The sequence below is a fragment of the Streptococcus equinus ATCC 9812 genome (assembly GCF_000187265.1).
GTDB classification, from domain to species: Bacteria; Bacillota; Bacilli; order Lactobacillales; family Streptococcaceae; genus Streptococcus; species Streptococcus equinus.
Map to the genome: position 1 here is coordinate 1,361,502 of NZ_GL698429.1, position 21,314 is coordinate 1,382,815.

Sequence of the window (21,314 nt, forward strand, 5' to 3'; positions counted from 1 at the left end):
ACTAACAAGAACACGAGAGGAATCTATGAGCTATCACCATCTTACCATAACTGAGCGTATAAAGATAGAGACTTATCTAGAACTAGGTTTGAAACCAAGTCATATTGCCAAAAAATTGGAGGTTAATAGGTCCACTATCTCTAGAGAGTTAAAGCGATGTCAGGGAACTTATTCGGCAGAAAGTGCCCAGAAACACTATAATCAGCGCGCCAAGCATAAGGGCAGAAAATCGATTTGCACTCCAAATCTCAAATATGAGATTGAAAGTCAGTTAAAAGCCTCTTGGTCTCCAGAACAAATTTCTGGTCGCTATCAGCGTGAACAGAGACCAATGGTATCCTTCAAGACTATCTATAATTGGCTCTACAAGGGCTTGATTTCCTGTGATTTGACCGTTTTGAGACGCAAAGGAAAGAGTCGACAACCTCGTGAAACTCGTGGGAAATTTACCATTGGAACTCCTATCTCCAAACGCCCAAAGGAGGTTAAAAAGAGAGAAAGTGTTGGTCACTGGGAATTAGATACGGTTGTCTCTTCTCGTGGTAAAAGCAAAGGGTGTTTAGCCACTTTTGTCGAACGAAAGACACGATTTTACCTGGCCTTTAAAATACCAGACCGAACCGCAACTTCAATGTTTTCAGCCATTCAGCAGCTCTACCAGCTATTTCCCAAAGACCTTCTTAAAAGCTTTACTTCAGATAGGGGAAAGGAATTCGCTTGTTACCCTTTAGTCGAAAATCTAGGCATTGACTTTTACTTTTCGGATGCCTATTCTTCTTGGCAAAGAGGGAGCAATGAGAACTCTAACGGCTTACTAAGGGAATATTTCCCTAAGAAAACTGATTTAGCCCTTATTAGTGATGAGGACTTATTCTCAGCTCTTTTTGCTATCAATCACCGCCCACGAAAATGCTTAGGTTACAGAACATCCTTTGAGGCACTTTTAAGTGAGTTATAAAAGTTGCACTTATTCTTGCAATTTATCTTTTAAAAAAAATCACTTCTGCCCGAAAGTACGATTTTTAGTTGACAGAAAAGCTGTTATTTTGATAGAATGATTAAGTTGATATGGTCTCATAGCTCAGCTGGATAGAGCATTCGCCTTCTAAGCGAACGGTCGCAGGTTCGAATCCTGCTGGGATCAAATCTTTAGCCGACGTAAATCGGCTTTTTTTATACATGTTTCACACGAAACCATAAAAAAGCAGTTCAGCTGAACTGCTTTTTTATTTATGATAAGGACTTCCTTGTTGAATCATGAAAGCACGGTAGATTTGCTCAGATAGCACTAAACGCATCAACTGATGAGGTAATGTCAGCAAACCAAAACTCATTTTCAAGTTAGCTCGCTTTTTAACCTTATCAGCTAATCCTAAGCTTCCTCCAATAACAAATACAATATCTGAATAGCCTCTCAACGTTGCATCAGCAATAATCTTACTAAATTCTTCTGATGGGAACTGCTTACCTTCAATAGCTAAGACAATGACGTAGTCACGATCTGAAATTTTACCTAAGATACGCTCGCCCTCTTTTTCCATAATTTGTTGATTTTGAGCGTCACTGGCATTATCAGGTGTTTTTTCATCGGGTAATTCGATAATTTCAAATTTTGCAAAGCGACTCATGCGTTTGCCATATTCAGAAATACCATCTTTTAAATATTTTTCTTTTAATTTTCCTACAGCGATAATTTTAACTTTCATGCTTTTATTTTACCACATATTCACAAGCTTTTCACACATTATCCACATGTTAACAAGCTATAAACAGGGCTATAATCGCCTTATTAGCGGCTTTTTTGCACAAAAACAAAAAGTTTTCCACAGCCTGTGGATTACTTTATTTTTTTTGACTTTTAAGGTATAATTAAGTCGTTTTTTGTATGCTAGCTATAAATAAAAAGGAGGAAGAGACATGAAAAAAGTCAATTTTCCAAAAGTTAAATCAAAAAAAATTCTCAAGCCGCTGTCTATCATTTTAATCGGATTCATCGGAGGTGTAGCTGGGACGCTACTGATTTTAAATATGGCTGGCATTTCGATAAATAACGTTAGCGGTTCAAGTACTAAAACAACCACAAGTAAAGTAAGTTATTCAAATTCTAATGATACGACAAAAGCGGTTTCAAAAGTTCAAGACGCTGTTGTATCCGTTATTAATTATCAATCAAATACTTCATCAAATGATCTGTACGCTCAATTATTTGGCGATAATGCAAATAGTAACAATTCAACATCTGATGACGCTTTAAACATCTCTAGCGAAGGTTCTGGTGTTATTTACAAAAAAGACGGAAATTCTGCCTACGTTGTAACAAATAACCATGTCGTTGACGGCGCTGAACAGCTCGAAATCATGCTATCTGATGGTACAAAAGTCGTTGGAGAATTAGTCGGAGCTGATACTTATTCAGATATAGCTGTTGTCAAAATTGCTTCTGATAAAGTTTCTACCGTTGCCGAATTTGCTGACTCAGATAAAATTACCGTCGGGGAAACAGCTATTGCCATTGGTAGCCCACTTGGAACTGAATACGCAAACTCTGTAACACAAGGGATTGTCTCAAGTCTAAGTCGTACAGTAACAATGACTAATGACGATGGCGAAACTATCTCAACAAATGCTATCCAAACCGATGCTGCTATTAACCCAGGTAACTCTGGAGGTGCTTTGATTAATATCGAAGGACAAGTTATCGGTATCAACTCAAGTAAAATTTCTTCTACATCTAGTTCAAGTGAGTCTGTAGAAGGTATGGGATTTGCCATTCCATCTAATGATGTTGTTAAAATCATCAATCAATTGGAAGAAAACGGAAAAGTTATTCGTCCAGCACTTGGTATCACAATGGCTAACTTAAGCGATCTCTCAACTGTATCTATTAGCCACCTCAACATTCCAACTAGTGTTACTGGAGGAGTTGTTGTAGCCTCAGTACAATCAGGTATGCCTGCTGAAGGAACTCTTGAAAGATACGATGTCATCACAGCTATTGATGGTGAAGAAGTTAACTCAATCACAGACCTTCAAAGTATCCTTTACGGACACTCAACTGGAGACTCTGTCAAAGTTACTTTCTACCGCGGTACAACTAAGAAAACTGAAACAATTAAATTAACTAAAACAACTCAAGATCTCTCTTCTTCATCAGATTCATCAAATCAAAATCAATAATTTATAATCAAAAATCAATGAGGCTGAGTTCTCTCAGCCTCATTTTTTAAAGGAAAAAATATGACTGAGACACTTAACCTAATAAATATTGACGATATTTCTCCAAATCCTTACCAACCACGCTTAGAATTTAAACAAGAAGAATTAGAAGAGCTATCTCGATCAATCAAAGCTAATGGCCTCATTCAGCCCATTATCGTTCGAAAATCTGCTATCTTCGGATATGAACTTATAGCAGGAGAGAGACGTCTTAAAGCTTCTAAAATGGCTGGTTTGAGCGAAATTCCAGCGATTATCAAAGAAATTTCTAATAAAGAAAGTATGCAACTGGCTATTGTCGAAAATTTGCAACGTTCAGACCTTAATCCCATCGAGGAAGCAAAAGCCTATCAGCAGTTATTAGACAGAAATCAGATGACACACGAAGAATTAGCTCAATTCATGGGAAAATCTCGTCCTTACATCACCAATTGCTTACGATTATTGAATTTACCAAGTGCCATTTCTAAAGCTGTTGAGCGAGGGCAACTATCCCAAGGTCACGCGCGCGTGCTTCTCACATTAAAAAATAAAAAAGAACAAGAGAAGTGGTATCAAAAAGTCATTACTGAAGAAATTAGCGTCCGAAAACTGGAAGAACTGGTCAAAAAATCTAAACCCACTAAAAAATCTTCAAAAAAAAATGAAAAAAATATTTTTATTCGTCATCAAGAAGAAGAACTGTCAAAATTGTTAGGAGTCCCAGTTAGCTTATCCCTTGCCAAATCAGGCTTCAAGGGAGATTTGCAATTGCGTTTTCAGAGCGAAGAAGACTTTAACAGAATTATCAACAGGCTAAAATAGCTTGTGAATTGTTCATTTTTTATTTCATAGTTTTCCACAAGAAAAAAAGGCTAAATCACCCGATTTTAAGCCTTTTTTGTGTTATCCACAACCTGTTGATAACTTTTATAAACACTGTGGATTTTTATTTTTCCTTGTTGTGGAAAACTTTTTTATTTTATGTTAGAATATTGTATGAATTATCCACAAAAAAGGAAACTACTATGACTGAAAATGAACAAATTTTTTGGAATAGGGTTCTCGAGTTAGCAAAAAGTCAACTAAAACAAGCAACATACGAATTTTTCGTTTTAGATGCCAGGCTGATTCAAATTGAGCAAAATATAGCGACAATTTATCTAGACCCTATGAAAGAACTATTTTGGGATAAAAATTTGAAACCAATCATTTTGACGGCTGGTTTCGAGGTTTATAACGCTGAAATTGTAGTAAACTATATTTTCGAAGAAGACTTAGCAAAACAAGCAGTAGCTAAACCAACATCCCAAGTTCTCCAAGCACCAAAAAAAAGTAACTTGCCACAGGTTGATTCAGACCTAAATACAAAGTACACTTTTGACAACTTTGTACAAGGAGATGAAAACCGTTGGGCTTTTTCTGCGTCTTACGCTGTTGCGGACGCCCCAGGAACGACTTACAACCCTTTATTTATTTGGGGTGGACCTGGACTTGGAAAAACTCACTTGCTAAATGCCATTGGTAATGCCGTACTTCAAAACAATCCTAAGGCACGTGTGAAGTACATCACTGCAGAAAATTTCATCAATGAATTTGTTATCCATATTCGATTGGATACTATGGAAGAATTAAAAGAAAAATTCCGTAATCTTGATGTCTTGCTCATTGATGATATCCAATCTTTAGCGAAAAAAACACTATCTGGTACACAAGAAGAATTTTTCAATACCTTCAATGCGCTTTACGATAACAACAAGCAAATCGTGCTCACCAGCGACCGCACACCTGATCATCTGGACAATTTGGAACAACGTCTGGTCACGCGCTTCAAATGGGGATTAACTATTAATATCACACCGCCTGATTTTGAAACCCGTGTTGCCATTTTGACAAACAAAACACAAGAATATGATTTTGTATTCCCGCAGGATACTATTGAATATCTAGCAGGACAGTTTGATTCTAACGTGCGTGATCTTGAAGGTGCTTTGAAAGATATTAGTCTTGTTGCAAGTATCAAAAAAGCTAAAACAATCACCGTTGATATTGCTGCGGAAGCCATCCGTGCACGTAAGCAAGATGGTCCAAAAATGACAGTCATTCCAATTGAAGAGATCCAAAGTCAAGTTGGAAAATTCTATGGTGTTACCGTCAAAGAAATTAAAGCAACCAAACGAACACAAGATATCGTTTTGGCGCGACAAGTAGCAATGTACCTCACACGTGAAATGACAGATAACTCACTTCCAAAAATCGGTAAGGAATTTGGTGGACGTGACCACTCAACGGTCCTTCACGCTTATAATAAAATCAAAAATATGATAGCTCAAGATAACAACTTACGTATTGAAATCGAAACTATCAAAAACAAGATTAAATAGTGGGTGTGGATAACGCGCCAAAATTTTAGAGAGTTATCCACAAGTTGTGAACAACTCTCTTTCGCTGATTTTTCTAGCGTTTTTAAAGTTATCAACAGTTTAAACAAGACCTACTACTACTACTAACTTAATACTTATAAAAATAAAGGAGTTATCTCATGATAAAATTCTCAATTAATAAATCATTCTTTCTTCAAGCATTGAATGCAACTAAGAGAGCAATCTCTACGAAGAACGCACTTCCAATTTTATCTACAATCAAAATTGAAGTACAAAACAACAATATTACTTTAACTGGTTCTAATGGACAAATTTCTATTGAAAACACAATTCCAACAACAAATGAAAATGCAGGTCTATTAATTACATCACCAGGTGCAGTACTATTAGAAGCAAACTTCTTTATTAATATTGTTTCAAGTCTTCCAGATGTAACATTAGATTTTGAAGAAATTGAAAGTCACCAAATCGTATTGATAAGTGGTAAATCAGAAATCACACTTAAAGGAAAAGATGTTGACCTTTATCCTCGTCTTCAAGAAATGGCTACTGAAAACCCACTTGTTATTGAAACAAAACTATTAAAATCAATTATTACTGAAACAGCATTTGCAGCTAGTCTTCAAGAAAGTCGTCCAATTTTGACAGGTGTTCACATGGTTCTTAGTGATCACAAAGATTTTAAAGCAGTAGCAACTGACTCACACCGTATGAGCCAACGTAAATTAACTTTAGAAAATACATCAAACGACTTTAATGTTGTTGTTCCAAGTAAATCACTTCGCGAATTTGCGGCTGTATTTACAGATGACATTGAAACTGTCGAAGTCTTCTTCTCAGATAGCCAAATGCTCTTTAGAAGTGACTACATTAGTTTCTACACACGTCTTCTAGAAGGAAATTACCCTGATACTGACCGTTTGTTGACAAATTCATTTGAAACTGAAGTTACATTCAATACAAATGCTCTTCGTTCAGCTATGGAACGTGCTCACTTGATTTCAAATGCTACACAAAATGGTACTGTTAAACTTGAAATTACAAATAACAGCGTATCAGCACACGTTAACTCTCCAGAAGTTGGTAAAGTAAACGAAGAACTTGATATCATTGACCAATCAGGTAGCGATTTAACAATCAGCTTTAACCCAACTTATCTGATTGAAGCTCTTAAAGCTTTGAAGAGTGAAACAGTTATTATCCGTTTCATCTCTCCAGTACGTCCATTTACTTTGGTACCAGGTGATGATGCTGAAAATCTTATCCAACTTATCACACCAGTTCGTACAAACTAAAAATCTTTAAGAAAAGTTTTAGGATGACTTCGTATACTATAATCATCCTAAAACTTTTCTTTTTCATAATCTCCGGCAAGAGTACTGTCTATGCAGTGCTCTTGCTTTTTATGTTATAATATCTTTTGATATGACACTTTATATTATTGCTAATCCTCATTCAGGAAATCGTAGTGCCAAAGATATTATTGCAACGTTGAAAAATCACTCAGAGCAAAACGTAATTACTTTTTTTACGCGATATCGAAATGATGAAGAAAATCAAGTTAAGCAAGTTTTAAAATTTTTTCAATGCTCACAAGATAAGTTATTGATTCTTGGTGGTGATGGAACTTTGTCTAAAGTGTTGTATTATTGGCTAGCTGAGATTCCATTTGCTTATTATCCAATTGGTTCGGGAAATGATTTTGCGCGTGCTCTTGGTTTTAGAAAAAATCCAATGCAGCTAATGAAATCACTGGAAAAAGCGCCAAAAGAGATTACTGTTTTCACTTATCAGAAAGGTTTAGTGTTAAATAGTTTAGACCTTGGTTTTGCTTCATGGGTGATTAATCACGTTGAACATTCAAAGCTTAAAGCGAAACTCAATAAATATCATTTAGGAAATTTAATTTACGTTTTAACGGCAATTCAGTGTTTGATTAAAAAACCAGCATTTGCTTCACTTGTTTTAGAAAATGAAGTGGGAGAGTCTATTGAGCTGAAAGACCTTTTCTTTTTTTCACTAGCCAATAACACTTATTTTGGTGGTGGCGTGATGATTAGGCCAGATGCAACGGCCTATACGGGAAATTTAGATTGTGTTTATGCTAAAGGTGAGACTTTGTGGAAACGAGTTTTGGTGTTGCTTACTTTAGTTTTGAAACAGCACAAGCGTCTCAATTATTTTCAGCATCAGACTTACCGAAAAATCACTCTAAAACCAGCTGAGAGCAGCCTAATCGAGATTGATGGAGAAATTGTATCGCTTGATAAAGTGACTTTATCACCTCAGAAACGTTATATTTATTTGTAAAGGAGAAATCATGTACGAAATTGGAAGCCTTGTTGAAATGAAAAAGCCTCATGCATGCACTATCAAAGCCACTGGTAAAAAAGCGAATGAGTGGGAAGTTGTTCGTGTCGGTGCAGATATTAAAATTCGCTGCACTAACTGTGACCATATTGTCATGATGAGTCGTCATGATTTCGAACGTAAATTGAAAAAAGTATTGTCATAAGAATATATCAATTTGAAAGCAACTTAAAGAAGCTTGATTTATCAAGCTTCTTTAGTTTTCAGCAACTGATAATTGCATCAAAAAGTGCTAGTTTTTATAAAAAAGACATTCTATACTGAGTTTAAAAATAATGTATAGGAGTAATTATGATGTTTAAGGATAAGAGTAAAAATTTTCCTTTACTTAATTCGATTGTTGTTACGGTACTGTTTTTAATATTAGGGGAATTAGTAGCAGTTTTCGCTCTTCCTACTCCGATTAATGAAGTTCTTCTTTTAGCAGTTTATTCAAGTTTGGCGTATTTTTTTATTAAGAAAATTGATAGGCAGTCCTTAGATGGATTAGAGTTGAATATTTCTAAGAAGTCTTTTAGAGGATTTTGTATAAGTTTAGTTTTTACGTCTTTTATTATTGTTGTCGCAACTATTAGTTCTCGTATGTTATTTCACGATGAAATTATTAAGTTAAGAGGTACGGTCAATTTTATCACTGTATCAATAACGTTAATACTATTTTTTATTGAATCTTTTATTAAACAGGGATTTCCAGAAGAATTAATTTTTCGTGGGTATATGGTTCAAACATTGCGGATAAAATATAATAATTTTTATACAATGTGTTTATCAGTTGTTCTATTTACTTTGATGCATGCTATCCATATATTTATGGATGGACTTAATTATGGTATATTAACAATGTTTTATGCTTTTAGTTTTGCATGTCTAGCTTATTTGTTAAAAAGCATATTTAAAACAACGTGGGCTGCTGTTGCAGTACACGGAGGCGTTCATATGACGAGAATGGTATTAATGTTATTTGGTTTTTCAGAGACTAATCATGCAATTCTTTTACAGAGTATATTACTATTTATAGCGTCATTATTGGTATTTTTTAAGGTTAAAAACAGTATATTTGGTATTAAATAATGGAGGTTGGAATGATTTTTTCTACTCAATTAAAAAAATTACGCGTGGAAAGAAAATTATCTCAGGATGCTCTTGCAGAACAATTATTCATATCACGTCAATCAATTTCAAAATATGAAACAGGTGAGTCAACTCCTGACTTAGAGAATTTAATAAAAATTGCTGATATTTTAGGAGTGAGCTTAGATGAATTAGTTTTAGGTAAAAAGCCATGCAAGATTGTTGAACGCGTTATTGAGAGGAAAGAAAGTAGCTCTATGAATATTTGGGAATTTTTAGATAAAAAATGGTGGTTAGTGTTTCCAATCGGTACATTTTTATGGTTAATAGCTCTTGCTTTGTAGTAATAAAATTTGATTAAGTGATTAAGTCTGCGCATATAGCGGGCTTTTTTGTTTGATTTTATGCTATAATAGTTTTGATTGAATAAATTTAACGGAGACTAATAAAATATGGCTTTAACAGCAGGTATCGTTGGTTTACCAAACGTCGGAAAATCAACACTTTTTAATGCGATTACAAAGGCAGGTGCGGAAGCTGCTAACTATCCTTTCGCGACAATTGACCCTAACGTTGGTATGGTAGAAGTCCCAGATGAACGTCTACAAAAATTGACTGAACTTATTACACCTAAAAAAACAGTTCCAACAACATTTGAATTTACTGATATTGCAGGTATCGTAAAAGGTGCATCTCGTGGTGAAGGCCTTGGTAATAAATTCCTTGCTAACATTCGTGAAGTTGATGCGATTGTTCACGTTGTTCGTGCATTTGATGACGAAAACGTTATGCGTGAACAAGGTCGTGAAGATGCCTTTGTTGATCCACTTGCTGATATCGATACAATCAACTTGGAATTGATTCTTGCTGACTTAGAATCAGTCAACAAACGTTATGCGCGTGTTGAAAAAGTGGCACGTACACAAAAAGATAAAGATTCTATTGCAGAATTTAACGTTCTTCAAAAAATCAAACCAGTACTTGAAGATGGTAAATCAGCCCGTACAATTGAATTTACAGAAGATGAACAAAAAATTGTTAAACAATTGTTCCTTTTGACAACAAAACCAGTTCTTTACGTAGCAAACGTCGATGAAGATAAAGTTGCTAATCCAGATGATATCGAATATGTGAAACAAATTCGTGAATTTGCAGCAACTGAAAATGCTGAAGTTGTTGTTATCTCAGCACGTGCAGAAGAAGAAATCTCTGAACTTGACGATGAAGATAAAGAATTCTTCCTTGAAGATCTTGGTTTGAAAGAATCTGGTGTTGACCGTTTGACTCGCGCCGCCTACCGCTTGCTTGGTCTTGGAACTTATTTCACTGCAGGTGAAAAAGAAGTTCGTGCATGGACATTTAAACGTGGTATCAAAGCACCTCAAGCAGCTGGTATCATTCACTCTGACTTCGAACGTGGATTCATCCGTGCAATTACAATGTCTTACGATGATTTAATCAAATACGGTTCAGAAAAAGCTGTCAAGGAAGCAGGTCGTCTTCGTGAAGAAGGGAAAGATTATGTGGTTCAAGATGGTGACATCATGGAATTCCGCTTTAACGTCTAAGCTAATTAATAATTGAAAATCAAATGAGGTTGGAAAAATTTTTTCCAGCCCTTTTGACATTTGAAAGGAAAAATAATGGTAAAAATGATTGTTGGTCTGGGAAATCCAGGCAGTAAATATCACGAAACACGTCACAATATTGGTTTTATGGCAATTGACCGTCTGGCAAAAGACTTAAATGTGACATTTTCAGAAGACAAAAACTTTAAAGCAGAAGTTGGCTCTGCTTTTATCAACGGTGAAAAAGTTTATCTTGTAAAACCAACAACTTTTATGAATAATTCTGGAATTGCGGTTCATGCTTTGTTGACTTATTATAATATCGCTATTGAAGATTTTATGGTAATTTATGATGATTTAGACATGGAAGTTGGTCGTATTCGTCTTCGTCAAAAAGGTTCTGCTGGTGGTCACAACGGTATCAAATCAATTATTGCTCATGCAGGAACGCAAGCATTTGACCGTATTAAAGTTGGCATTGGACGTCCGAAACAAGGACGATCAGTTGTTGATCATGTTCTTGGAAAATTTGATAAAGATGATTACATCACAGTAACGAATACGCTTGAAAAAGTGAATGATGTCGTTCAATTTTATTTACAGGAAGCAGACTTTGTGAAGACAATGCAAAAATTTAATGGGTAAAGTTTATGAATATCATTGATTTATTTAGCCGGAATAAGCTGATTCAAACATGGCATAGAGGAGTATCAAATCTTGGTAGACAACTTATAATGGGGTTGTCAGGAGCAAGCAAGGCTCTTGCCATTGCTTCGGCTTATCAGGCAAATGAAGAAAAAATTGTTGTTCTGACATCAACTCAACATGAAGTCGAAAAATTAGCCAGTGATTTATCTGGGTTAATTGGTGAGGATAAGGTTTATACATTTTTTGCGGATGACGTTGCAGCAGCAGAATTTATTTTTGCGTCTATGGATAAAGCTCACTCGCGATTGGAAGCTTTAAATTTTTTACAAGATACTACACAAACAGGAATCTTAATTACAAGCTTGGTAGGGACACGAGTTTTATTACCAAATCCCAAAGCTTATGCTGAGAGTCAGTTGAAATTTGTTGTTGGTGAGGATTACAACCTTGACAAGGTTGTAAAGGTTTTGTCAAACGTAGGTTACAAGAAGGTATCCCAAGCTTTAAATCCTGGAGAGTTTAGCAGACGTGGTGATATTGTAGATATTTATGAGGTGACGGCTGACTATCCTTATCGTTTAGAATTCTTTGGTGATGAAGTCGATGGTATTCGTGAGTTCGATGCTGAAACTCAAAAATCACTTAGTAACGTTGATCAAGTTACAATCTACCCTGCAGATGAATTGATTTTGTCTGAGGAAGACTTTACTAGAGCTAGTACAGCTTTTGAAAAATACCTAGAGACAGCTAAAGATGCTCAACATGCTTATCTAAGTGAACTTTATGCTACAACACAGGAACATTATCGTCATCAGGATATAAGACGTTTCTTATCGCTCTTTTATGCTAAAGAATGGACGCTTTTGGATTACATTCCAAAAGGGACACCTGTGTTCTTTGATGACTATCAAAAGATTGTTGATCGCAATGCTAAGTTTGATTTAGAGATTGCAAACTTGTTGACAGAGGATTTACAACGTGGTAAAGCTGTGTCAAGTTTGGTTTACTTTGCTGATATTTATAAAGATTTGCGTCAGTATCAGCCAGCAACCTTTTTCTCAAACTTCCATAAAGGATTGGGAAATCTAAAATTTGATAGTCTGCACAATTTTACGCAATATCCTATGCAGGAATTTTTCAATCAGTTTCCATTATTGATTGACGAAATCAATCGTTATCAAAAGTCCAGAGCAACTATTCTAATTCAGTCGGACACCCAACATGGCTTAGAGCGTCTGCAGGAAAACTTGCAGGAGTATGGTTTGGATTTGCCAATGGTTTCTGCAGATGAAGTACAAGAACATCAGGCACAGCTAATTACCGGTAACCTTTCAAATGGTTTTTACTTTGCTGATGAAAAAATTGTCTTAATAACAGAGCATGAAATTTATCACAAGAAAGTCAAACGTCGTATTCGTCGTTCAAATATCAGCAATGCTGAACGTTTAAAAGACTATAATGAACTTTCTAAAGGTGATTATGTTGTTCACCATGTACATGGTATTGGTAAGTTTTTAGGAATTGAGACAATTGCAATTCATGGGGTGCATCGTGACTATTTGACCATTCAATATCAAGGTTCTTCGACAATTTCCTTGCCAGTTGAGCAGATTGAAAGTTTATCAAAATATGTTTCAGCTGATGGCAAAGAGCCTAAAATTAATAAATTAAATGATGGTCGTTTCCAAAAGACTAAACAAAAAGTTTCTAAGCAAGTTGAAGATATTGCTGATGATTTATTGAAATTATACGCCGAACGTAGCCAGATGAAAGGTTTTGCTTTCTCACCAGACGACGATCTTCAACGAGAGTTTGATGATGATTTTGCTTATGTTGAGACAGAAGATCAACTTCGTTCAATCAAGGAAATCAAACACGACATGGAAGAAGCTAAACCTATGGATCGTCTTTTGGTAGGTGATGTTGGTTTTGGTAAAACAGAAGTTGCTATGCGTGCAGCCTTCAAGGCAGTTAATGACCACAAGCAAGTAGCTGTTTTGGTGCCAACTACTGTTCTTGCTCAACAGCACTTCACAAATTTCTCAGAGCGTTTTGATAATTATCCCGTAGAGGTGGCTGTTCTTAGCCGTTTCCAAAGTAAAAAAGAGCAAAATGAGACTTTAGAGAAATTAAAACAAGGTCAAGTTGATATCATTATTGGTACGCATCGACTCTTGTCTAAAGACGTTGAATTTGCTGATTTAGGTCTGATTATTATTGATGAAGAACAGCGTTTTGGTGTTAAGCACAAGGAAAAATTAAAAGAGCTTAAAACTAAAGTCGACGTGCTAACGTTAACGGCAACCCCAATTCCACGAACTTTGCATATGTCCATGTTAGGAATTCGTGATTTGTCAGTTATCGAAACGCCACCGACAAATCGTTATCCTGTTCAAACTTATGTTTTGGAAACTAATCCTGGCTTGATTCGCGAAGCCATTATTCGTGAAATGGATCGTGGTGGTCAAGTTTTCTACGTTTATAATCGAGTTGATACGATTGACCAAAAAGTATCAGAACTGCAAGAGCTAGTTCCTGAAGCTAGTATTGGTTTTGTTCATGGTCAAATGAGTGAAATTCAACTTGAAAACACGTTGATGGATTTTATTGAAGGTGTTTACGACGTTCTTGTTGCGACGACTATCATTGAAACAGGCGTTGATATTTCAAATGTTAATACACTTTTCATTGAAAATGCTGACCATATGGGCTTGTCAACTTTGTATCAACTTCGTGGTCGTGTTGGGCGTTCTAATCGTATTGCTTATGCTTACCTCATGTATCGCCCAGACAAGAATTTGACAGAAGTTTCTGAGAAACGTTTGGATGCTATTAAGGGTTTTACAGAGCTTGGATCTGGTTTCAAGATTGCAATGCGAGATTTGTCTATTCGTGGTGCGGGAAACATCCTCGGTGCCTCACAAAGTGGTTTTATCGATTCAGTTGGATTTGAAATGTATTCGCAACTGCTAGAAGAAGCTATTGCTAAGAAGCAGGGTAAATCTCAAACACGTCGTAAGAGCAATGCTGAAATCAATCTACAAATTGATGCTTATCTTCCAAGTGATTATATTGATGACGAACGTCAAAAAATCGAAATTTACAAACGTATTCGTGAAATTGAAAGTCAAAATGATTATCAAACTTTACAGGATGAATTAATTGACCGTTTTGGAGAGTATCCAGATCAGGTTGCTTATCTTCTTGAAATTGGTCTTGTGAAATCGTACATGGACAATGCCTTTACTGAACTTGTTGAACGTAAAGATAACAATTTGTTGGTGCGTTTTGAGAAAGCTTCGCTGCAACACTATTTAACACAAGATTATTTTGAGGCTCTTTCTAAAACAGATTTGAAAGCCCGCATTGGAGAAAATCAAGGAAAGATTGAAATTACGTTCAATGTCAGAGGTAAAAAAGATTACGAAATTCTAGAAGAACTTCAAAAATTTGGTAGCATGCTGGCTGAAATCAAAGCCAGAAAAGCCCAAGAAAACTAGTTGTCAAAGAATTTTGACAATGTTTCACGTCGAACATTTTTATACCTATTATAGTAGAAATAGTATTTTCACTAAGAGAGCATTTGCTCTCTTTTTATTACATTATCTTAACAAACAGATTGAAAGCATCTATTTTCTGAAAAAAAGTGATAAAATAGAAAAGATTGCGAGGTAAAATATATGAGACTAGATAAATATTTAAAAGTATCCCGTATTATTAAACGTCGTCCAGTAGCGAAAGAAGTTGCTGATAAAGGACGTATCAAAGTTAATGGCATCTTAGCCAAATCATCAACAGATTTAAAACTTAACGACGAAGTTGAAATTCGTTTTGGAAATAAATTGCTGACAGTACGTGTCCTTGAAATGAAAGACAGTACCAAAAAAGAAGATGCTACTAAAATGTATGAAATCATCAATGAAACAAGGATAGAAGCGGATGGAGAAGCCTAATATCGTTCAGTTGAACAATCAATACATCAACGATGAAAACACCAAAAAACGTTACCTTGAAGAGAAAAATCGTAAACGTAATCGTTTTATGGGGTGGATTTTGATTGTTGTAATGTTGTTGTTCATTTTACCGACATATAATCTTGTCAAAAGTTATCAAACACTGCAAGAGCGTAAAGATAAAGTTGTATCACTTCAAAAAACTTACAATAACTTAGTTATTGAGACAGATGCAGAAAAAGTCTTGGCTAATCGCTTAAAAGATGACACATATGTTGAAAAATACGCTCGTGCGAAATACTATTTGTCACGCTCAGGTGAAACAGTTTATCCATTGCCAAATTTATTACCAAAATAATATGGAAAATTTAATCGAAACAATTGAAAAATTTTTAGCCTATTCCGATGAAAAATTAGAAGAATTGGCAAAAGAAAATCAAAAATTACGTGAAGAAAATCATCAAACACCAAAAAAATAATGAAAGGAGAAGCCAATGAAAAAATTATTCGCAGTGATGCTAATACCATTTTTCTTGACTTCTCTTTCTGCTGTTAGTACTGAAAAAGATGTTGATTTAACTAATGTTGAAAAGTATCAATTGGCTGCTGGTATTGCAACAACAGCAGCTTATTATGACTCACTACCGTCAAATCCGATTCTTATACAAGCAACCGATGTTTTTAAAGATAGTAATTTGACAACTGTATCAGGGTCACTTGCTGCTAATCATCATTTAGATGTTATTGATTTATCCGTTAACGATAATTCAGAACCTGTCTTTAAATTATCAAATGGTTCTTATATTGAGGCGAGTCATCAATTGATTTACGATGATGTGGTCCTTAGTCAAGAATCTGATAACGAAAAATATTGGCTAAAAGAGGATTTCAAAGTGTATCAAGCACCGTATGTTGTAGGTACACATGAAGTTCAGACTGATTTAACAGCTTATTCAGCTGTTACAGTTACTCAAAAAGCCACAACTTATCATGGAACTTATTATAAAGTTGATGGCAAAGGTTGGATTAGCGAAGACTATCTATCAACCTCTGATAATCGTATGGAAAAAGTTCAGCAGGTTCTTAATCAGAAATATAATAAGGGTAATTATTCTATTTACGTTAAACAATTATCAACGCAAGAAACAGCAGGTATTAATTCTGACACAACCATGTACGCAGCTAGTATTGCTAAACTCGCAACACTTTACTACGTTGAAGAAAAAATTCAAGATGGCAGTGTTAAGATGGATGATAAATTAAGATACACTGCTGATGTGAATAATTTTTCTAAAGCCTATAATCCAAGTGGTAGCGGGAAAATTAGCAAGACAGCTGACAATAAGGATTACAGTGTTGAAGACTTGTTAAAAGCTGTCTGCCAGCATTCTGATAATGTTGCAACAAACATCCTAGGTTACTATATTGCTAAACAATATGGTGAACATTTTACTTCAGATATCAGTGCTATAACGAATACAGCATTTGATATGAAATCGCGTGAAATATCTTCTAAAACAGCTGCTGCCTTAATGGAAGCTATCTATCAGCAAAATGGAGATATCATTTCTTATCTATCGTCAACTGATTTTGACACAGCACGTATCTCTAAAGATATCAATGTTCAAGTTGCTCATAAAATCGGTGATGCCTATGACTATAGACACGATGTTGCGATAGTCTACGCTAATGAACCTTTTATCTTATCAATTTTCACAGATAATGCTTCGTACGACGATATTTCAAATATCGCTAACGACGTTTACAATATTTTAAAATAGTGATGTCTTATGTATGATAAATTAGTAAAAGAAATTCAAAAGAAGGCATATTTTGCCAAACATAAAAAAGTTTTAATAGCTGTCTCAGGTGGAGTAGATTCTATGAATCTGCTACACTTTTTGTATATATACCAAAAAAATTTAGGTATAGAAATTGGGATTGCTCACGTCAATCACAAACAACGTGTTGAATCAGATATAGAAGAAAATTATTTACGAGATTGGGCAAACGAGTATCAAATTCCAATTTATGTTTCTTATTTTTTAGGAAATTTTTCTGAAAAAACAGCGCGTGATTTTCGATATCACTTTTTTAAGCAAATTATGAATGAGCAAAACTACACAGCACTTGTAACAGCTCATCATGCTGATGACCAAGCAGAAACAATCTTTATGAGACTTTTACGGGGTAGCCGCTTGCGCCATTTATCAGGAATTCAAGCAGTCTCTCCCTTTGCTAATGGTGAATTAATTCGTCCCTTTTTAGCCTATTTCAAAAAAGATTTACCAGATATTTTTCATTTTGAAGATGATTCAAATCAATCTTTAGAGTTTTTGAGAAATCGTATTAGAAATCGTTATATTCCGATTTTGGAGGAAGAAAATCCAAAATTTAAGCAGGGACTTCGTCAGCTTGGAGAAGAAAGTGAGCAACTTTTTCAAGCATTCCAAGACTTAACACAAAATATTGATGTGACGAATTGTTCTCAGTTTTTGGCTCAATCTCAAGCAGTTCAAACAATTCTTCTTCAAAATTATCTTGAAAATTACCCTAATTTACAGGTTACTCGTGGACAATTTGAAGAAATCTTGCAGACGTTGAGAAATAAATCAAATGCGAAGTATCACATAAAATCTAATTATTGGTTAGTTAAGGACTACGATGCATTTCAGATTAAAAAAATCAGCCCTAAGACCGATAGGGAACTAGATCAAAAGATGATAGACTATAGTAGTATAGTCAATTATGGTCAGTATCGATTTCAATTTGTCAGTAAAGATAAGGAAGGTATTGCCCTTTATAGTTTAAGTCCGGTTCTTCTACGGCGAAGACAAGAAGGTGATCGTATTGATTTTGGAAAATTTTCAAAGAAATTGCGCAGGCTGTTTATTGATGAAAAGATTCCAAGTCAAGAACGAGCTGATGCCATTATTGGTGAACAAGATGGAAAAATAATTTTTGTCCTGGTTGCTGATAAAACTTATTTGAGAAAACCCTCTAAACATGATATAATGGAGGGCAAATTGTATATTGAAAAAATTAGAAATAGGTGATGTCATGCTTGAACAAGATATTGAAAAAGTGTTATATTCTGAAGAGGAGATTGTTAGTAAAACCAAAGAATTGGGTGAACAACTCACAAAAGATTATGAAGGTAAAAATCCTCTATTGATTGGTGTTTTAAAAGGTTCTGTTCCGTTTATGGCAGAATTGATTAAACACATTGATACGCACGTTGAAATTGATTTTATGGTCGTTTCTAGCTATCATGGTGGAATACAAAGTAGTGGTGAGGTAAAAATCCTTAAAGATGTAAATACGAATATTGAAGGTCGTGATGTCATCTTTATCGAAGATATTATCGATACAGGACGTACTCTAAAATACCTTCGTGACATGTTTAAATATCGTAAAGCTAATTCAGTTAAAATTGTAACCCTTTTTGATAAACCAGAAGGTCGTGTTGTTGATATTGAAGCTGACTATGTCTGCTACGATGTACCAAATGAGTTTATCGTAGGGTTTGGCCTTGACTATGCTGAACGTTACCGTAATTTACCATATGTTGGCGTTTTGAAAGAAGAAATCTATTCAAAATAGTAGAAAGTCGTTAGTTATATGAAAAATAACAAAAATAATGGCTTTGTAAAAAATTCCTTTATCTATATTCTCGTTATTATTGCGGCGATTACCGCATTTCAATATTATTTAAGAGGAACAAGTACACAAAGCCAGCAAATTAATTACTCGACTTTAGTTAAACAAATTAAATCGGGTGATATTAAATCAATTACTTACCAGCCAAGCGGAAGCATTATCGAAGTAAGTGGTAAGTACAAAAAGGCTCAAAAACCAAAATCAAGTGCCTCACTTCCATTTTTAGAAGGAGATACTTCAACTTCTGTTACTGAATTTACATCAATCATCTTACCAAGTGATTCTTCTATTGATTCACTTACTAAAGCAGCAGAAAAAGCTGATGTTGATGTAAATATCAAACAAGAGAGCTCAAGCGGCACTTGGTTATCGTTGGCACTTACTTATCTTCCACTTATCTTAGTGATCGTTTTCTTCTTCATGATGATGAATCAAGGAGGAAATGGTGCTCGTGGAGCAATGAGCTTCGGTAAAAACCGAGCTAAATCACAACAAAAAGGTGATGTAAAAGTAAGATTCTCTGATGTTGCTGGTGCTGAAGAAGAAAAACAAGAACTCGTTGAAGTTGTTGATTTCTTGAAAAATCCTAAAAAATATAAAGCACTTGGAGCACGTATCCCGGCAGGTGTCCTTCTTGAAGGCCCTCCAGGAACAGGTAAAACACTTCTTGCAAAAGCCGTTGCCGGTGAAGCAGGCGTTCCATTCTTCTCAATTTCAGGTTCTGATTTTGTTGAGATGTTCGTTGGTGTAGGTGCAAGTCGTGTAAGATCCCTCTTTGAAGATGCTAAGAAAGCTGGACGTGCCATTATTTTCATCGATGAAATTGATGCTGTAGGTCGTCGCCGTGGTGCCGGTATGGGTGGCGGAAACGATGAACGTGAACAAACCCTCAACCAACTTCTTATCGAAATGGATGGTTTTGAAGGGAATGAAAATATCATCGTTATTGCTGCAACTAACCGAAGTGATGTGTTAGACCCGGCTCTTCTTCGTCCAGGACGTTTTGACCGTAAAATTCTTGTCGGTAGTCCAGATGTTAAGGGACGTGAAGCTATTCTTCGAGTGCATGCTAAAAACAAACCATTAGCAGAAGATGTTAACTTAAAAGTTGTCGCACAACAAACCCCTGGTTTTGTCGGTGCAGATCTTGAAAATGTCTTAAATGAAGCTGCCCTTGTAGCAGCTCGCCGTAATAAAACTAAAATTGATGCTTCAGATATCGATGAAGCTGAAGATAGAGTTATTGCAGGTCCATCTAAGAAAGATCGTACTATTTCACAACGTGAGCGCGAAATGGTCGCATACCATGAAGCTGGACACACTATTGTTGGTTTAGTTCTCTCAAGTGCTCGTGTTGTACACAAAGTCACAATTGTCCCTCGAGGTTGTGCAGGCGGATACATGATTGCTCTTCCAAAAGAAGATCAAATGCTTCACTCTAAGTCAGATCTCAAAGAACAATTAGCTGGTTTAATGGGTGGACGAGTTGCTGAAGAAATTATCTTTAATGCACAAACAACTGGTGCATCAAATGACTTTGAACAAGCTACACAATTAGCTCGCGCGATGGTCACTGAGTACGGTATGAGTGAAAAACTTGGCCCTGTTCAATATGAAGGTAGTCATGCTATGATGGCAGGTCAACTGTCACCAGAAAAATCATACTCACCTCAAACTGCACAGTTGATTGATGATGAAGTCCGCGCACTTCTTAATGAAGCACGTAACAAAGCTGCTGATATCATTAATAATAATCGCGAAGTTCATAAACTTATTGCAGAAGCACTTCTTAAATATGAAACTCTTGATGCTGCTCAGATTAAATCAATTTACGAAACAGGTAAAGTACCTGCTGAGTTAGAAGAAGATACTGAAGAAGCACATGCACTTTCATATGATGAAGTGAAAGAAAAGATGGATGACTCAGAAGAATAACTTTTGAACAAGTCTAAGACATTATATAAATAGAATAAATAGCTGTAAAAACGTCTCAAAATGAGCCAATTATGCGGTATGAAAGGAATAATGCCAAATTTCAGGTTCAAATTAGCCAGTCTGTAAAAACTCTTTAGGAGATTTATAATTGAATAGTTTCTTTGGATAGTTGTTAATCCAGTTTTCAATAAATGCGACTTGTTGTTGAGTCGCATTTTTGCTTCCCTTAGGCAACTAACGGTGGATGAGTCTATTATGATTCTCATTAGTACCACGCTCCCAAGAAGAATACGGGTGGGCATAGTAGATATGAGCAGGGGCAAAAACTTCTGCTAAACGACTGAACTCAGCCCCGTTATCAGCTGTGATAGAGTTCATTTGATAATTCTTGAGGATTGCTTTCAGAGCTTGATTGACTGAAAACGCGGACTTATCGGGAATGAGTCGAATGATTTGATAACGACTCTTTCTATCGGTTAGAGTCAACAGACACTCGTTTTTTGCCTGTGTTTGAATAACCATATCAATTT

At 35.6% G+C, this 21,314-nt stretch carries 20 protein-coding genes, 1 tRNA gene and 1 pseudogene; 20 read left to right on the plus strand and 2 right to left on the minus strand.

The genetic code is table 11. The features are described 5' to 3' along the window. The first annotated feature begins 25 nt into the window (after positions 1 to 25). Positions 26 to 958 (plus strand): IS30 family transposase, encoded by a 933-nt coding sequence (locus HMPREF0819_RS06500; RefSeq protein WP_004233681.1) that lies wholly within the window; start codon positions 26 to 28, stop codon positions 956 to 958. A gap of 112 nt (positions 959 to 1,070) precedes the next feature. After that, positions 1,071 to 1,144 (plus strand) — tRNA-Arg (locus tag HMPREF0819_RS06505). Between the two features lie 82 nt (positions 1,145 to 1,226). Here HMPREF0819_RS06505 and rlmH read toward each other — a convergent pair. Continuing rightward, on the minus strand, positions 1,227 to 1,706 hold the full coding sequence (rlmH, locus tag HMPREF0819_RS06510) for a 23S rRNA (pseudouridine(1915)-N(3))-methyltransferase RlmH (RefSeq protein ID WP_004233682.1): 480 nt from the start codon (positions 1,704 to 1,706) through the stop codon (positions 1,227 to 1,229). Positions 1,707 to 1,917: 211 nt separating this feature from the next. Here rlmH and HMPREF0819_RS06515 point away from each other — a divergent pair, with 211 nt between their 5' ends. From HMPREF0819_RS06515 to ftsH, 18 genes are all read left to right on the plus strand, one after another. Further along, positions 1,918 to 3,177, plus strand: a complete 1,260-nt coding sequence (locus tag HMPREF0819_RS06515; RefSeq protein ID WP_004233683.1) for a S1C family serine protease — start codon at positions 1,918 to 1,920, stop codon at positions 3,175 to 3,177. A 60-nt stretch (positions 3,178 to 3,237) separates the two neighbouring features. Then, a complete protein-coding gene (locus tag HMPREF0819_RS06520; protein WP_004233684.1) occupies positions 3,238 to 4,020 on the plus strand; it encodes a ParB/RepB/Spo0J family partition protein in 783 nt (260 codons plus the stop codon). Positions 4,021 to 4,223: 203 nt separating this feature from the next. Continuing rightward, entirely contained in the window at positions 4,224 to 5,579 is a 1,356-nt protein-coding gene (dnaA, locus tag HMPREF0819_RS06525; protein WP_004233686.1) for a chromosomal replication initiator protein DnaA, read from the plus strand. A gap of 158 nt (positions 5,580 to 5,737) precedes the next feature. Then, entirely contained in the window at positions 5,738 to 6,874 is a 1,137-nt protein-coding gene (gene dnaN / locus HMPREF0819_RS06530) for a DNA polymerase III subunit beta (protein WP_004233687.1), read from the plus strand. Positions 6,875 to 7,004: 130 nt separating this feature from the next. Continuing rightward, on the plus strand, positions 7,005 to 7,889 hold the full coding sequence (locus HMPREF0819_RS06535) for a diacylglycerol/lipid kinase family protein (RefSeq protein WP_004233688.1): 885 nt from the start codon (positions 7,005 to 7,007) through the stop codon (positions 7,887 to 7,889). 10 nt (positions 7,890 to 7,899) lie between these two features. Next, on the plus strand, positions 7,900 to 8,094 hold the full coding sequence (locus HMPREF0819_RS06540; RefSeq protein ID WP_004233691.1) for a DUF951 domain-containing protein: 195 nt from the start codon (positions 7,900 to 7,902) through the stop codon (positions 8,092 to 8,094). Positions 8,095 to 8,240: 146 nt separating this feature from the next. After that, positions 8,241 to 9,020 carry a CPBP family intramembrane glutamic endopeptidase gene (locus HMPREF0819_RS06545; RefSeq protein WP_004233692.1) on the plus strand — a complete coding sequence of 260 codons (780 nt, stop codon included), beginning with the start codon at positions 8,241 to 8,243 and terminating at the stop codon, positions 9,018 to 9,020. An 11-nt stretch (positions 9,021 to 9,031) separates the two neighbouring features. Next, positions 9,032 to 9,364: a helix-turn-helix domain-containing protein gene (locus tag HMPREF0819_RS06550; RefSeq protein ID WP_232007671.1), complete on the plus strand. Its 333-nt coding sequence runs from the start codon at positions 9,032 to 9,034 to the stop codon at positions 9,362 to 9,364. Positions 9,365 to 9,472: 108 nt separating this feature from the next. After that, complete coding sequence (gene ychF, locus HMPREF0819_RS06555; protein WP_004233695.1) at positions 9,473 to 10,588, plus strand: redox-regulated ATPase YchF; 1,116 nt, start codon at positions 9,473 to 9,475, stop codon at positions 10,586 to 10,588. 75 nt (positions 10,589 to 10,663) lie between these two features. After that, entirely contained in the window at positions 10,664 to 11,233 is a 570-nt protein-coding gene (pth, locus tag HMPREF0819_RS06560) for an aminoacyl-tRNA hydrolase (RefSeq protein ID WP_004233696.1), read from the plus strand. 5 nt (positions 11,234 to 11,238) lie between these two features. Then, positions 11,239 to 14,736, plus strand: a complete 3,498-nt coding sequence (mfd, locus tag HMPREF0819_RS06565; protein WP_004233697.1) for a transcription-repair coupling factor — start codon at positions 11,239 to 11,241, stop codon at positions 14,734 to 14,736. A gap of 180 nt (positions 14,737 to 14,916) precedes the next feature. Continuing rightward, complete coding sequence (locus HMPREF0819_RS06570) at positions 14,917 to 15,189, plus strand: RNA-binding S4 domain-containing protein (RefSeq protein ID WP_004233698.1); 273 nt, start codon at positions 14,917 to 14,919, stop codon at positions 15,187 to 15,189. Further along, positions 15,176 to 15,547, plus strand: coding sequence for an FtsB family cell division protein (locus HMPREF0819_RS06575; protein ID WP_004233699.1), 372 nt, complete (start codon positions 15,176 to 15,178; stop codon positions 15,545 to 15,547). The genes HMPREF0819_RS06570 and HMPREF0819_RS06575 overlap by 14 nt, the downstream gene beginning before the upstream one ends. A 1-nt stretch (position 15,548) precedes the next feature. Then, the gene (locus HMPREF0819_RS06580) at positions 15,549 to 15,668 is read left to right on the plus strand and encodes an SP_0009 family protein (RefSeq protein ID WP_004233700.1); all 120 of its coding nucleotides are present in this window, start codon (positions 15,549 to 15,551) and stop codon (positions 15,666 to 15,668) included. 15 nt (positions 15,669 to 15,683) lie between these two features. Continuing rightward, the gene (locus HMPREF0819_RS06585; protein ID WP_004233701.1) at positions 15,684 to 16,970 is read left to right on the plus strand and encodes a serine hydrolase; all 1,287 of its coding nucleotides are present in this window, start codon (positions 15,684 to 15,686) and stop codon (positions 16,968 to 16,970) included. A gap of 9 nt (positions 16,971 to 16,979) precedes the next feature. After that, positions 16,980 to 18,245 (plus strand): tRNA lysidine(34) synthetase TilS, encoded by a 1,266-nt coding sequence (gene tilS / locus HMPREF0819_RS06590; protein WP_004233702.1) that lies wholly within the window; start codon positions 16,980 to 16,982, stop codon positions 18,243 to 18,245. Between the two features lie 4 nt (positions 18,246 to 18,249). After that, the gene (gene hpt, locus HMPREF0819_RS06595; protein WP_044023437.1) at positions 18,250 to 18,792 is read left to right on the plus strand and encodes a hypoxanthine phosphoribosyltransferase; all 543 of its coding nucleotides are present in this window, start codon (positions 18,250 to 18,252) and stop codon (positions 18,790 to 18,792) included. An 18-nt stretch (positions 18,793 to 18,810) separates the two neighbouring features. Further along, entirely contained in the window at positions 18,811 to 20,784 is a 1,974-nt protein-coding gene (gene ftsH / locus HMPREF0819_RS06600) for an ATP-dependent zinc metalloprotease FtsH (protein ID WP_004233704.1), read from the plus strand. A gap of 111 nt (positions 20,785 to 20,895) precedes the next feature. Here the strand turns inward: ftsH and HMPREF0819_RS06605 are convergent. Continuing rightward, positions 20,896 to 21,314: pseudogene (locus HMPREF0819_RS06605) on the minus strand (IS30 family transposase); the annotation flags it as partial.

What these genes read in the sequence shown, in the direction of transcription:
- HMPREF0819_RS06540 (WP_004233691.1), top strand. Translation starts at nt 7,900, where the DNA reads ATGTACGAAATTGGAAGCCTTGTTGAAATGAAAAAGCCTCATGCATGC.
- HMPREF0819_RS06535 (WP_004233688.1), top strand. Translation starts at nt 7,005, where the DNA reads ATGACACTTTATATTATTGCTAATCCTCATTCAGGAAATCGTAGTGCC.
- HMPREF0819_RS06575 (WP_004233699.1), top strand. Translation starts at nt 15,176, where the DNA reads ATGGAGAAGCCTAATATCGTTCAGTTGAACAATCAATACATCAACGAT.
- HMPREF0819_RS06500 (WP_004233681.1), top strand. Translation starts at nt 26, where the DNA reads ATGAGCTATCACCATCTTACCATAACTGAGCGTATAAAGATAGAGACT.
- HMPREF0819_RS06550 (WP_232007671.1), top strand. Translation starts at nt 9,032, where the DNA reads ATGATTTTTTCTACTCAATTAAAAAAATTACGCGTGGAAAGAAAATTA.
- tilS (WP_004233702.1), top strand. Translation starts at nt 16,980, where the DNA reads ATGTATGATAAATTAGTAAAAGAAATTCAAAAGAAGGCATATTTTGCC.
- dnaN (WP_004233687.1), top strand. Translation starts at nt 5,738, where the DNA reads ATGATAAAATTCTCAATTAATAAATCATTCTTTCTTCAAGCATTGAAT.
- mfd (WP_004233697.1), top strand. Translation starts at nt 11,239, where the DNA reads ATGAATATCATTGATTTATTTAGCCGGAATAAGCTGATTCAAACATGG.
- ychF (WP_004233695.1), top strand. Translation starts at nt 9,473, where the DNA reads ATGGCTTTAACAGCAGGTATCGTTGGTTTACCAAACGTCGGAAAATCA.
- HMPREF0819_RS06515 (WP_004233683.1), top strand. Translation starts at nt 1,918, where the DNA reads ATGAAAAAAGTCAATTTTCCAAAAGTTAAATCAAAAAAAATTCTCAAG.
- HMPREF0819_RS06580 (WP_004233700.1), top strand. Translation starts at nt 15,549, where the DNA reads ATGGAAAATTTAATCGAAACAATTGAAAAATTTTTAGCCTATTCCGAT.
- HMPREF0819_RS06570 (WP_004233698.1), top strand. Translation starts at nt 14,917, where the DNA reads ATGAGACTAGATAAATATTTAAAAGTATCCCGTATTATTAAACGTCGT.
- hpt (WP_044023437.1), top strand. Translation starts at nt 18,250, where the DNA reads ATGCTTGAACAAGATATTGAAAAAGTGTTATATTCTGAAGAGGAGATT.
- pth (WP_004233696.1), top strand. Translation starts at nt 10,664, where the DNA reads ATGGTAAAAATGATTGTTGGTCTGGGAAATCCAGGCAGTAAATATCAC.
- dnaA (WP_004233686.1), top strand. Translation starts at nt 4,224, where the DNA reads ATGACTGAAAATGAACAAATTTTTTGGAATAGGGTTCTCGAGTTAGCA.
- HMPREF0819_RS06520 (WP_004233684.1), top strand. Translation starts at nt 3,238, where the DNA reads ATGACTGAGACACTTAACCTAATAAATATTGACGATATTTCTCCAAAT.
- HMPREF0819_RS06585 (WP_004233701.1), top strand. Translation starts at nt 15,684, where the DNA reads ATGAAAAAATTATTCGCAGTGATGCTAATACCATTTTTCTTGACTTCT.
- rlmH (WP_004233682.1), bottom strand. Translation starts at nt 1,706, where the DNA reads ATGAAAGTTAAAATTATCGCTGTAGGAAAATTAAAAGAAAAATATTTA.
- ftsH (WP_004233704.1), top strand. Translation starts at nt 18,811, where the DNA reads ATGAAAAATAACAAAAATAATGGCTTTGTAAAAAATTCCTTTATCTAT.
- HMPREF0819_RS06545 (WP_004233692.1), top strand. Translation starts at nt 8,241, where the DNA reads ATGATGTTTAAGGATAAGAGTAAAAATTTTCCTTTACTTAATTCGATT.